13 protein-coding genes are annotated in these 11544 nt (G+C 68.4%); 2 read left to right on the top strand and 11 right to left on the bottom strand.

Features of this window, described 5'->3' with window-relative positions; translation table 11 throughout:
- Together ACHFFZ_RS08940 and ACHFFZ_RS08935 are read left to right on the top strand one after the other, a co-directional pair.
- Positions 1-310: hypothetical protein (locus ACHFFZ_RS08940; RefSeq protein ID WP_394276296.1), on the top strand; the 310-nt coding region annotated here is incomplete at its 5' end.
- 72 nt (positions 311-382) lie between these two features.
- The gene (locus tag ACHFFZ_RS08935; protein ID WP_394276295.1) at positions 383-2008 is read left to right on the top strand and encodes an alpha/beta hydrolase; all 1626 of its coding nucleotides are present in this window, start codon (positions 383-385) and stop codon (positions 2006-2008) included.
- Positions 2009-2091: 83 nt separating this feature from the next.
- Here the strand turns inward: ACHFFZ_RS08935 and ACHFFZ_RS08930 are convergent, their stop codons facing one another.
- The 11 genes from ACHFFZ_RS08930 to ACHFFZ_RS08880 all read right to left on the bottom strand — a co-directional run bounded on the left by ACHFFZ_RS08930 (position 2092) and on the right by ACHFFZ_RS08880 (position 11406).
- Entirely contained in the window at positions 2092-4029 is a 1938-nt protein-coding gene (locus ACHFFZ_RS08930) for an alpha/beta hydrolase family protein (RefSeq protein ID WP_394276294.1), read from the bottom strand.
- Positions 4030-4084: 55 nt separating this feature from the next.
- Positions 4085-5920 (bottom strand): ABC transporter ATP-binding protein, encoded by a 1836-nt coding sequence (locus ACHFFZ_RS08925; RefSeq protein ID WP_394276293.1) that lies wholly within the window; start codon positions 5918-5920, stop codon positions 4085-4087.
- A gap of 176 nt (positions 5921-6096) precedes the next feature.
- On the bottom strand, positions 6097-6237 hold the full coding sequence (locus tag ACHFFZ_RS08920) for a hypothetical protein (RefSeq protein WP_394276292.1): 141 nt from the start codon (positions 6235-6237) through the stop codon (positions 6097-6099).
- A gap of 365 nt (positions 6238-6602) precedes the next feature.
- Complete coding sequence (locus ACHFFZ_RS08915) at positions 6603-6728, bottom strand: hypothetical protein (RefSeq protein WP_394276291.1); 126 nt, start codon at positions 6726-6728, stop codon at positions 6603-6605.
- 50 nt (positions 6729-6778) lie between these two features.
- On the bottom strand, positions 6779-8188 hold the full coding sequence (locus tag ACHFFZ_RS08910) for an FtsX-like permease family protein (RefSeq protein ID WP_394276290.1): 1410 nt from the start codon (positions 8186-8188) through the stop codon (positions 6779-6781).
- Positions 8189-8190: 2 nt separating this feature from the next.
- Positions 8191-9603 carry an FtsX-like permease family protein gene (locus ACHFFZ_RS08905; RefSeq protein ID WP_394276289.1) on the bottom strand — a complete coding sequence of 471 codons (1413 nt, stop codon included), beginning with the start codon at positions 9601-9603 and terminating at the stop codon, positions 8191-8193.
- Between the two features lies 1 nt (position 9604).
- Positions 9605-10390: an ABC transporter ATP-binding protein gene (locus tag ACHFFZ_RS08900; RefSeq protein WP_394276288.1), complete on the bottom strand. Its 786-nt coding sequence runs from the start codon at positions 10388-10390 to the stop codon at positions 9605-9607.
- 305 nt (positions 10391-10695) lie between these two features.
- Positions 10696-10824 (bottom strand): hypothetical protein, encoded by a 129-nt coding sequence (locus tag ACHFFZ_RS08895; protein ID WP_394276287.1) that lies wholly within the window; start codon positions 10822-10824, stop codon positions 10696-10698.
- 49 nt (positions 10825-10873) lie between these two features.
- The gene (locus ACHFFZ_RS08890; protein WP_394276286.1) at positions 10874-11005 is read right to left on the bottom strand and encodes a hypothetical protein; all 132 of its coding nucleotides are present in this window, start codon (positions 11003-11005) and stop codon (positions 10874-10876) included.
- A 48-nt stretch (positions 11006-11053) separates the two neighbouring features.
- The gene (locus tag ACHFFZ_RS08885) at positions 11054-11179 is read right to left on the bottom strand and encodes a SapB/AmfS family lanthipeptide (protein WP_394276285.1); all 126 of its coding nucleotides are present in this window, start codon (positions 11177-11179) and stop codon (positions 11054-11056) included.
- Between the two features lie 41 nt (positions 11180-11220).
- Positions 11221-11406, bottom strand: a complete 186-nt coding sequence (locus ACHFFZ_RS08880; protein ID WP_394276284.1) for a hypothetical protein — start codon at positions 11404-11406, stop codon at positions 11221-11223.
- Positions 11407-11544: the final 138 nt, after the last annotated feature.

Here is an 11544-nt window from a genome sequence, read left to right as displayed (position 1 = left end):
ATCTCCGGTGTTGCCGGCGGTCTTCCGCACTCTCGCGGATCACGCCGCCGACGGTTCCGAGGTCGGCGAGATGTTCGCCCGGCGTGCGAGGCACGGCATCGACAAGGGCGAAGTCTTCGTCTGCCAGGTGACCGGCACCGGCCGCGACAGGGTGGTGCGGCCGGTGCCGTCGAGGGTGCGGGCGGTGAAGACGATCGTCATGGGTCCAGTCTCACAGACGCGGTGGGGCGTGGTCCCGGCCGCTGGTCCCCGTGCCGCGGTGGCACAGGCGGGGCGCGTCGCTCCCCGTCGTCGTCATCGCAACAACTGACCGAACGTGAGTGGCCGGTCCAGCCGCCAGGGCGTGGGCTGGAGGCACACACATCCCACCGGAAGGTCCCCCATGCCCATCACCCTTCGACGCTCCATCTCGGCGGCAGTCCTGGCCGTCGGCCTGGCCGTCGGCCCCATGCACGTCCCCAGCCCTGCGGCTGCCAGTGACGTCACCGCGACCGATGCCACCGCACGGGAGGCTCGGCGCGTCGACGCCGTCCCCACGCCCACTCTCGACTGGACCCCGTGCGAGCTCGGCGAATGTGCCACTGCCACCCTGCCCCTCGACTACGACGACCCCCAGGGGCCGCAGATCAGCGTCGCCCTCACCCGCATCCCTGCACGCCAGCCCGAACGGCGGATCGGAAGCCTCTTCCTCAATCCGGGAGGGCCGGGGGCCTCGGGTCGTGACTTCCCGCAGCGCGCGACACAGTGGATCGGGCAGGACGTCCGTGACCGCTTCGACCTCATCGGTTTCGATCCCCGCGGCACCTTCGCCTCCACCACCACGCAGTGCTTCCCACGCCAGGCGAAGCTCGACAAGGTGACCGGCGTCCTGAAGGGCATGGGTTTCCCGGTCACCCGACAGGAGGAGACCGAGTACACGAAGGCGGCCAACAAGCTCGCGCGCGCCTGCAGCGGCCACGGGCGAACCGTGGCCTCGTCCATCTCGACCGCCGAGGTGGCCCGCGACCTCGACGTCCTGCGGCGCGCAGTGGGTGATCACCAACTCACCTACCTGGGCTTCAGCTATGGCACCTACCTCGGCCAGGTGTACGCGAACATGTTCCCCTCCCGGGTGAGGGCTCTGGCCATCGACGGCGTCATCGACCCCACCAAGTGGGTCGGGACGCCAGCCACTGCCGACGTGCCGATGACGGTGCGGATGAACTCGGCGCCGGGCAGCGAGGCCGCCCTCCACGAGCTGCTCAAGCGGTGCTCCGAGGCGGTCGAGGTCTGCGGTGTGCCAGACGCGGAAGCCCTGCTCGCGAAGGTGACGGCCAGGCTGAAGCAGTCGCCGCTGCAGGTGCCCCAGGGAGACGGGACGATCAGCCCGCTCACCTACCAGGGATTCGTGACCACCTTGCTCTACGCCCTGTACAACCAGGAGACCGCGCCCACCATCCCTGCCCTGATCGCCACCGTCGACGCGATGCAGTCGCCGGCCACCGATGGTGACCAGCAGATGGCCCTGGGCGGCTCGTACATCCGGGCGGCACGGCGGGTGGCACGCACGGCCACCAAGTACGACAACCTCGTGGAGTCGGTGCCGGCGATCATGTGCGGCGACAGCCTCAACCCGCGCCGAGCCGCGACCTGGTCGTCGCTGTCGGCCACCGAGGATGCCCGCGCCCCCCTGTTCGGGCGCCACTGGCTGTGGAACTCCGTGGCCTGCAATGAGCAGGCGTGGCGGATCAGCGACGAGGACGCCTGGCCCGGGCCCTTCGATGCCCAGACCTCGGCCACGGTGCTCGTGGTCGGCAGCCTGCACGACCCCGCCACCAGCTACGCCTCCGCCCAGGCCGTTGCGCAGCTGCTGCCGAACAGCAGACTGCTGAGCAACAACAATTGGGGGCACACGGCCTACGGGCTGTCGGCCTGTGCCACCTCGCACGTGGACCGCTACCTGGTGGACGGGGTGCTGCCCGAGGCGGGCGCCCTGTGCTCCGACGGGGTGCAGCCCTTCCAGGGGTGACCGTCGCCGACGTCGAAGGAGCCCCCTCCAGGACCTGGAGGGGGCTCCTTCGTGTCTGCTCGGGGTCTGCCCTGCGGGGGAGGTCAGGCCTCGGCGCGTCGGGCCAGCGCCTGTGACACCCAGTCGACCAGCGCGGTGCGGGGAAGACCTGCCCCCCAGCAGTCGTGTGCGCCCTTGGGGTCGAACCAGAGCTCGGCGGAGCCGCCCAGCTCGCGGTAGCGCATGACCCATTTGAGGCCCTGTCGCGGATTGACCCGGACATCGCAGCCGGAGACCACCACCAGGGCCTCGGCAGAGTAGCTGCCGACCAGGTTCTCGATGGGGGCAATGCGCCGCAGGGTCTCAAGGTCATTCGGGTTGTTGCGGGGATCTCCCCATTCGTCCTCGTCGCTGGCGCGGGTCTGGGTGTCGCCGCGCAGCAGGCTGGTGATGGGGTCGACGAAGCCGTTGACCACGACGCAGATGTCGACCTCGTCGCGGCACCCGTTCAGGGTTGCCGCCGACAGGAATCCTCCGGCCGAGGCGCCCAGGGTGACCACTTGCGTCGCCGTGACGGCACCCTTGCCGCTGCGCAGGTGATGCACTGCTGCGACGGCGTCGGCCACGGAGCGATCGCGCTTGGCCCGGGTACCGGCCAGGTGTCGCTGCTCGGGGCCGCCACCACGCACATGGGGGGTCGCGACAGCAAAGCCACGTCCCAGCCAGGTGCCCAGGTCGGGGTCCAGGTCCAGGTCCAGGTCCAGGCCGTAGGCGCCGTAGAGCATCAGCACCACGGCCCCGCAGAAGGGCGCGTCCCCGGCGGGCCAGCGGAGGTCGAGGTCCACCGTGTACCCGTCGAAGGAGGTGTAGCTCTCGCGGGCGCTGTTGGCCAGTCCTGCGGCACGCAGCGCCACCTCCTCGGGATCATTGCGGCACTCCCCGGCCCGGTCGAAGTACCAGACATAGGGCATGACGCCGCTGGCCAGCTCGGTGGCGGCGAAGCCGATCGACGGGGTCACCTGGTTCTGGCGCAGGTCGAGGACCCCGGGGGAGCGCAGCGCCGGCTCCCGTCCAGAGGAGAAGCCCTCGATGTTGATCCGGTACAGGGTCTCCTCACCGTCCTGGGCGACGCGGACGATGGCGTGGCCGGTGCCCGAGACCAGTTCGCGGGCGCGTCCCACGCCGGTGGCGCAGACCCAGGTGCTCATCACGCGTTCGCGGTGCAGGAGACTGGCCTGCAGGGCCCAGGAGTCGTCACCGTTGAAGAGCTGGACCAGCGTCGGTTTCCCGTCCAGGAGGGCCACGTCGAACAGGCTGGGGTCCGAGGGGCTGCCCGGGACACTGATGGGGGTGGGGGTCTTGGCTCGGGCGTCGACCAGGTCCCACACCCGCTCGGAGCGGATCCCGTGGCTCATCTTGAAGTAGCGACGCACGGAGCAGGGCTTGACGGAGATCCCGCCTGTGGCGGAGTGCGCGATCTCCCGGCGGGAGCTCTCGTACCGCTCGGGATCGGCGAGCGCCACGATGGCCCGCTGCCCGCCGCGCACCTCCCGGTCGGGTTCGACGAAGACCAGTCGCGATCCCCCGTCGAGCAGGCTGACGTCGGGGTAGATACCGCGCATCATCAATGACCGCGTGGGCCCCGTCTCGCCGGCGTCGTAGAGCAGCGCGACATAGGCCTCGCGCTCGGGGCGCCTCAGCACGCTCACCCAGCGCCTGCCACTGCCGTCAATGTCGGCCCGGGTGGTCATCCAACCGTCGAGGTCGGGGTTGTCGTCGTCGAAGCGGACCTGGGGAGAACCGTCGGAGACGTCGGGGAACCTGGCATCGGGCACGTGGCTGGCCCAGAGCCGGCCGGACTCGTCCTGCTCCAGGCGCAGCCAGGAGTCCTCGATCGGCAACAGCTGGTAGCCGCCCGCCCTTGCGGGCGGGGCATCGTCGGACGGTTCCGAGGGAATCTCGGTGCCGTGGCAGGCGAGTTCCGCGAGCAGTTGGGAATGGTCGATGTCGTCCACCCAGGCCAGGTCGTTCGGCAGGTTCACCGGGGTCTCCTCGTGTCTCGTCGGGTTGTCTGCTGGGGATGTGCGGGGCCCCGGGTCATTGGGCCACGAGCGAGCGGAACAGTGCCGAGCGCTCGGTGACCTCGTCCGGGTGTCCGCTCTCGATGAGCTGTCCCCTGTGCATGACCAGGACGTGGTCTGCCCCGAGGGTGGCGAACCGGCCGTGGCTGGCGGAGAGGGTGGTGATGCCCTCGGCATGCTCCTTGAGCAGTTCCATGATCTGGGTGCGGTTGACCACGTCCAGACCGGAGGTGATCTCGTCAAGCAGCAACAGGCGCGGCTTGCGCAGCAGGGTCCTGGCGATGGCCAGGCGCTGGCGTTCACCACCGGAGAAGGCATAGGCGGACTCCCCGACGGACGCGTCGAGCCCCTCACGGCGGGCCTTGACCACCTCCGCCAGACCGACCTTCTCGAGCATGTCCCAGCACTGGGCGTCGTCGATGTCTGTGCGCCCGAGCTGCAGGTTGTCACGCACCGTCCCGGCGAACAGGGGGCAGGCCTGCTCGATGTAGCCCACCTGGTTGCGGTAGATGTCGGGATCGCGCAGTTGCAGCGGGTGTCCGTCGAGCAGGACCAGGCCGCGGGTGGGGGTGAGGAATCCCTCCATCACCGACAGGATGGTCGACTTGCCCGAGCCCGAGGTGCCGGTGAGCGAGACCCAGGCGCCCCGGGGGACGTCGAAGGAGACGTCGCTGATGGCGTACTCACGGTCTCCGCGAGCCTCACCGGCATAGCGGACCGAGACATTGCGGAAGCTGATCTGGCCCTGGACCTGGTCGGGATCGGCGTGGGCGCGGCTGCCGTACTCCTCCAGGCTCATCTGGTCGAGTTCGGCGCGGATGCGCTCGTGGTCGACGGTGGTGGTCCTGGTGATCGTGCGCAGGTCGACCAGCCGTTGCAGCGAGCCGAGCACCTCGGCCATCAGCATCGCGGTCTCGGCCGAGGCAGCGATGGGACCGATGAGCATCATCGTGTACATGAAGAAGGAGACCAGCTCGTCGGCAGCCAGGGCACCGGACTGCACGCGCAGGAAGGCGACCAGCACGATGGCCAGCATGGTGGCCTGCACCAGCCCGGAGACCAGGGGCTCCATGAAGGCCTGGGCGCGGGCGGACCGGTTGGAGGCGTCCTGGAGTCGCTGGCTGGTGCGGGCCAGCCGGCCGATGGCGAAGTGGTCTGCGACGAAGGCGCGGATGGTGAGGATGGAGTCCAGGGCCCGGGTGACCTCGGCGACGTAGTCGCCCTGGGCCTGCTGGCGCTTGAAGGAGATCCCCGTGAGACGGGAGGAGGTGGCGATGATGGTGGCCATTGCCACCACGCAGAGGCCCACGGCGGAGCCGGCGAGCACCGGGTCGATGCGCACCATCTGCACCAGGGAGCCGAGGACCAGCACGATGCTGCCGAGTGCCTGGATGGGGCCCTTGCGGAAGACGTCGCCCAATTTCTCGGAGTCGATGGAACAGCGCGCCACCAGGTCGCTGGTGGGGTGCTCGACGAGCTTCTCCGCCGGGACCTTGAGCGCGATCGCTGCGGCAGCGTCGCGGAAGCGCCGCACCAGCTGGTTGCTGGCATAGGAGGTCATCAGGTTGACGCCGGCGGTGAGCACCGAGGCGAGGACCGAGACGCCCACGAGCAGGAGCCCCAGGGTCACCACCCGGTGCATGTCCATGCCCTTGAGAGAGGCCACCAGCGACCCGGTGAGGGCTGGCTGGGCCAGGGACGCCAGGGAGGCGGCCACTGTTCCGGTGAAGGCAATCGCCATGGCTCGCGGGTTGGAGCGCAGGATGGCCATCAGGCGGCTGAAGGCCCCGCCCGGGGGCTGTTCGAGCAGGCCGGTGATGCGTTCTGCACCGGCGATGGAGTACGACATCATCGTGCCTTTCTTTTCGGAGGGGACTTCACTTTCGGCCATACTGTGTGTCATCATTTTCACGAAGGGTTCGTTCCAGCCGGATAGGCGCCGACTGGACCGAACCCTTGTACGTTGTGCAGGGAATTCGTGCCCGGCCCCCGTCGCTGCGGGGCGGATCGTGGGGACTGGAATCCTGCTCAGAACCTGGTGCCGATCAGTTCGCAGAACAGGACGCTCACTTCACTGCGCAGGCACATCAGCTGACTGTTCATTGACAGCTTTTCCTCTGCGGGAGTGATCGGCTCTTCATCGCCCTGGAGGCCGAGTACTGGTCCCATCGTCGATCACCATCCCAGACAGGCGGTGTTGTGGTTCGACCGGTGGCACACGAAGCAGGAACCCATGGATCCCTTTTCCTCCGCCAGTGCCTCGTCCTCGTGACATCCCTGGAGTCCAATCACGTCGGCCATGGGAATACCTTTCGTTGGAGTCGTCGGCCCTTGTCGGCCTGCAACAAGTCAATCCCGGGCGGCACCAGTGGGCAATGGATGGGCCCAGAAGCTGCCCATTGGTTATCGCCCATGCCTTGATTCGGAGAAAGGCAATGCCCCGGCTGCGTCAGGCTGACGCAGCCGGGGCATTTCCGGTCATTCTTGCCGTGGTGCTCGGCTGGCGCAGATAGGCGCTCCGCCAGCCGCCGGACTCACGGACGCCAGCACAGCATCTGGCTCTGGAAGGAGTTGTGGCATGCCGCGTAGGACACGTTGGATGCCTTCTCCTCGCCCGGAACCTCCGGGTCGGACTCCTGCATCTCGATGATCTCGGCCATTTCTGTCACCTCCCTTCGTGCTCCGGTGGGGCATGGCCCCAAGCGCATGGTCATTCCGCCACGAGGCGGGCGATGACCTTCGGCTCGGGAATCCTGAGGGCGCCCAGGGTGGGCAGCACCGTCGCTGCGGCCGTCACCAGAGCGGTCAGCAGCACAGCCTCCAGCATCGAGGCGAGGGGGAGTGCCAGCGAGAAGGTGAGCCCCGTCGACGTGGCGCCATAGGCCAGGTAGACGAAGGCACTGAGGGCCATCACCAGGCCCAGGATGGTGGCGGTCCCGGCGACGATGAGCGCCTCGAAAGTGGCGACGGCTGTGCGTTGCTGCCCGGTGGCACCCGAGATGCCCAGCAGTGCAAGCTCCGCGTCGCGCTGGCGGCTCATCATGAACAGGGAGCCGATGCTGCCGCACATGGCCACCGCGAGGGGAAGCCCCAGGTTGACCAGGAAGGTGGCGGCACCGACGTGTCCCAGCTCCACCCCATAGCCGGAGGCGCGGAAGATGGCGTTGTAGGTCGCAGGCAGGCCGAGCACTCCGAAGGCGAGACCGACCGTGAACATCACGGGCACCACGGACCGGGTGAGACGCGCAGCCTTGGCCAGTACCGTCGCACGGCCCAGCTGCCACGCGGGTCCGGCGGGCATGTGCCTGGTCCACAGCTGCGTCACCGGCCCTACCAGCACGGGTGACAGCTCTGCGAGGAACCAGCCCGTCACGCACAGACCCAGGAGGTTCATCTGCATGATCTGGGTGAAGGTCTCCCGGTCGGGATGGGCGGTCAGGATCGGGACCATCGCCCAGCACAGGCCCGTGACGACCAGCGCGAGAACCGCCCGCAACCACCGTCCCAACCCCATCCGTCGTCCGGAGTCATCGGCTGCCTGGGCAACGCGCAGGGCCTCGACGGGCGGGATCCTGCTGGCCCGTCGCGCCTGGGCCAGTCCACCGAGCACGGAGACCAGGACCCAGGCGGCACCGACAGCGAGCAGCGTGCGGGCATCGACCACGGCGGGGGCGGCGCGCCCGGCACTCTCCTGGCCGCGTTCGTGCTGCAGGTAGGCCAGGGCGGGACGCAGGGCGGCAATGGCGAGCAGGTCTCCGACGACCGCGGAGGCCAGCGCGACGGCGGTGAGCTGGCTCACGACGGTGCTGACGATGCCGACAGGGGTGGCGCCGGCCAGTGCCAACCTGGCCACGGCACCCCGTCGGCTCTGCACGACCAGTTCGGTCGAACTGGCCACCACGCTCAGCCCGACCACCAGGCACAGCACCAGGTTGATGCCGCCGTTGTAGGCATAGGCATCGGCCTCCATCAGGGGGACAGTGGTGCCACGGGCCACCAGGGCCGACTGCAGCACCATCGCCGACAGGGCGAGGGCGAAGCTGGTCATCACGAATCCGAGCGCGACGCCGAGCCAGGCGCTCCACGAGGAACGCAGTTCCGAACGGACGATGGTGTACATGGCTACTCGGCCACCAGTCGGGCGATGACGCGGTTCTCGGGCAACAACCGGGCCCGCAGGGTGGGCAGGACCGTGGCCGCTCCCGTCACGAGGGCACAGATGGCCAGCAATGAGGCCAGGAAGCCCCAGGGGACCACCATCACCCAGTGCAGGCCCGCTGCGGTCAGCGACCATCCCTGGAAGACGTAGGCGGGTACCGTCATCAGCAGGCCCAGGACGGTGGCACTGCCGACGATCATCACGGCCTCCAGCAGGGGAACCCAGATGCGCTGGGCAGGGGTTGCGCCGACGACTCCCACCAGGGCTAGCTCGGCGTCGCGCTGGCGCGACATCATCACCAGGGCCCCGATGCCGCCGGCGAAGGCCACGGCCAGGGGCAGGCCGAAGATCATGGCGAAGCTGGCCAGTTCCGAGCCTGACTGGTCGATGCCCAGGCCGGAGTTCTGGAGCGTACGGATCATCGACTGGCCGATTCCCGCCGAGCCGAAACCGATGCCGATGCTGAACATCACCGGGGTGAGGGATCGCTGGATGCGGTCCGGGCGGCCGGAGATCGTGGAGCGGGCCAGTTGCCAGGCCGACGAGCTGGTGGGCAGCATCCCCGTCCACGCCCGGGTGAGCGGTGCGACGAGCGTGCGGCCCACGACGGTGATCAGTGCCCCGCAGACGTAGAGCTGCAGGATGCCCATCACCAGCAGGTTGCTGATCGTCTCCTTGTTGCGGTGCTCGAGCATGACGGGGACGGCGGCGAACATTGCCACCATCAGCAGCCCGAGCAGCACCACCTTGGCCCGGTCGGCCGTGCCCATTCGTGTGGTCGGCAGGGGTGCACTGGCCTGGCGCAGGGCCTCGACCGGCGGGACCTCGCTGGCGCGACGGGCCTGGCGCCGACCGCCCAGCAGGGCGACGCCGATGCACAGCAGGTTGGCGGCGAGCACCGGCAGGATCGAGTACTCCCGGGTGACCGGGACGTAGACCTCGTCGCTGCGCTGGTTGAAGTCCATCAGGTCCATGAAGGGGTCCAGGGCCAGGATCCCGAGGACGTCGCCGATCACGGCGCAGGCGACCGAGGCGGCGACCAGCTGCAGGGTCGTGGTGGAGCGCACCTGGCGCGGGGTGGCGCCGGCCAGGGCAAGCCGGGCCAGCGAGCCGCGGCGCGAGTCGACGACCAGTCCGACGGCGGCGCCCAGCACGGGGATGGCGACGAAGGCGATCATCACCGCGTACAGCACGGGCATCGCGGTGTAGGCGGCCGAGGCCATGAAGTCGAGGTCGCCGCGCTGGGTGGCCTGGATGCCCGACCACAGGATCAGTCCGGGGACCACGAAGGCGGCATTGGCGACGATGAAGGGAATCGCGACCCCGAGCCACACGCTCCAGGAGTCGCGCAGTTCAGCGAGGTGGACGCGCAGCATGTCAGGCGTCCTGACGGCCCAGTGCCGCGAGGGTGGCGGCGACGCTGTCGGCGTCGGCCCCGCGCAGCTCCTGCACCAGCAGGCCGTCGCGCATGAACAGCACGCGGTCGCAGGCAGCGGCGACGGCCGGGTCATGGGTGACGACGAGCACGCACCGCGAGGGGTCGTGGGCGATCCGGCGCAGCTCCCCGAGCACCATCTGGCCGGTGCGGGTGTCCAGGGCGCCGGTGGGTTCGTCGGCGAAGATCACCTCGGGCTGCTGGGCGAGCACGCGGGCCAGGGCGACGCGCTGCTGCTCGCCACCCGACATCGACGGCGGGCGGGCACCGGCGCGCTCTGAGAGACCGACGGCGGCCAGGGTGCGCTCCACGAGCCCGGCCTCAGGCTTGCGGTGGCCCAGCGTGTAGGGCAGGGCGACGTTCTCCGCCGCGGTCAGCGTCGGGATGAGGTTGTAGGACTGGAAGACGAAGCCCACCTGGGAGCGCCGCATCACGGCCAGCTGGGTGCGGTTGAGCTGGTGGAGGTGCTGGCCGGCGACCTCGACGCCGCCCTGGCTGGGCTGTTCGAGCCCGGCCAGGCAGTAGAGCAGGGTGGACTTGCCGGAGCCTGAGGGACCCATCACGGCGACCATCTCGCCGTAGCCGATGTCGAGGCTGACCCCGTGCAGGATCTCCACGTCCTCGTTGCCGACGCGGTAGGACTTGCGCACGTCGTGCGCGGAGATGGCGGAACGGGCGGCGACTCGCTGCGGGGACGCCGACAAGCTGGGGGAAACCACGCTGGACATGGTGTCTTCCTTTCGGGTGTGCGGGCCGGGCGGCTGCCGCGGGATGGGACCTGTGTCGAGTCCACCACTGCGGGCGACGTGGTGACAGAGGAGCCGGCCCATGCTGACCAAAGGTGAACATGAATCCCTCCCGGTCTGCCGTGGGGCGGGCGTGGGCCCTGGATGCGTGGGAGGCAAGGAGGGAGGGGAAATGCAAGGAGCCGCCGCCGCTCCAGGTGGAGCGACGGCGGCCCTGTCTGGGTGTCTGTCCGCCTTGCTGGCCGTATAGGCGTCGGCCAGTGCGGGGTCACCGTTGACCCGAAGGGTCAGGGACGCCAGCACACGAAGTTGCTGGTGCCGGAGTTGTGGCAGATGAAGTAGCTGTTGTTGGAGCCCTTCTCCTCGCCGGGAACCTCGGGGGTCTCGGTGGCCTGGAGCTTGATGGCATCGGTCATGGTGTTCACCTCCTTCGTCATGTGTGGGGCGGTCATCGTGGTGCAGGCGTCACTTCACCATGCACACGGAGACCGAGATGTAGGAGTTGTTGCACCAACGCAGCAGGCTCACGTTCGAGGCCTTCTCGGCGCCGGGGGTGTCCTGCGGCTGGTCGTCCTGCATGTTGAGCACATCAGCCATTTCATTCACCTCCTTCATTGGTCGTGTCGGTGGAGCTGTGGGCCAGACTCACTTCTGGTAGCAGAGGAAGACGCTGTGGTTGCTTCCGGTGCAGCCGATCACGCTGATCGACGACGCCTTCTCCTCCTCGGGGACCTCGGGCAGGTCGGTCTGCAGTCCAAGGGTGTCGGACATTTGATTCACCTCCTCGTCGGTGTCGAGAATTGCGAACAACTTCAACAAGCGATGCTGAAATTGCTCGTGGCAACGCAGCGGTACATGCTGTTGCCTGAACCATAGAGATCGGACGGTGTGTCGATCTCGAGATCAACCCACTGCATGGACAGGGGGTCGCAAACGGATTCCGAGGTGTCTTCGAGCGGGATCTCCGGGATTTCCTCGAGGGTGATCTGCTGGGTCATCGCTCGCCTCCTTCCGTACGTTTATGGGACCAGGTCAAGCCTTTTCGGAATTTTCTTCCGGCTGTGGTTCCTTGCTTCGTCCTTGGTATTAGTCAATCAATTCCGTGGAGTCAGTGCAAGGAATTGGTGGCACTGTTG

Origin of the sequence: Luteococcus sp., from assembly GCF_043424415.1 — a bacterium.
Lineage (GTDB): Bacteria > Actinomycetota > Actinomycetes > Propionibacteriales > Propionibacteriaceae > Luteococcus.
This window is presented reverse-complemented; position numbering and strand designations above follow the sequence as displayed.

Coding starts and splice junctions, on each gene's coding strand:
- ACHFFZ_RS08890 (WP_394276286.1), bottom strand. CDS start 11,005: ATGGCTGATGTGCTCAACATGCAGGACGACCAGCCGCAGGACACCCCC.
- ACHFFZ_RS08925 (WP_394276293.1), bottom strand. CDS start 5,920: ATGATGTCGTACTCCATCGCCGGTGCAGAACGCATCACCGGCCTGCTC.
- ACHFFZ_RS08915 (WP_394276291.1), bottom strand. CDS start 6,728: ATGGCCGAGATCATCGAGATGCAGGAGTCCGACCCGGAGGTTCCGGGC.
- ACHFFZ_RS08880 (WP_394276284.1), bottom strand. CDS start 11,406: ATGACCCAGCAGATCACCCTCGAGGAAATCCCGGAGATCCCGCTCGAA.
- ACHFFZ_RS08885 (WP_394276285.1), bottom strand. CDS start 11,179: ATGTCCGACACCCTTGGACTGCAGACCGACCTGCCCGAGGTCCCCGAG.
- ACHFFZ_RS08910 (WP_394276290.1), bottom strand. CDS start 8,188: ATGTACACCATCGTCCGTTCGGAACTGCGTTCCTCGTGGAGCGCCTGG.
- ACHFFZ_RS08900 (WP_394276288.1), bottom strand. CDS start 10,390: ATGTCCAGCGTGGTTTCCCCCAGCTTGTCGGCGTCCCCGCAGCGAGTC.
- ACHFFZ_RS08920 (WP_394276292.1), bottom strand. CDS start 6,237: ATGGGACCAGTACTCGGCCTCCAGGGCGATGAAGAGCCGATCACTCCC.
- ACHFFZ_RS08895 (WP_394276287.1), bottom strand. CDS start 10,824: ATGACCGATGCCATCAAGCTCCAGGCCACCGAGACCCCCGAGGTTCCC.
- ACHFFZ_RS08905 (WP_394276289.1), bottom strand. CDS start 9,603: ATGCTGCGCGTCCACCTCGCTGAACTGCGCGACTCCTGGAGCGTGTGG.
- ACHFFZ_RS08935 (WP_394276295.1), top strand. CDS start 383: ATGCCCATCACCCTTCGACGCTCCATCTCGGCGGCAGTCCTGGCCGTC.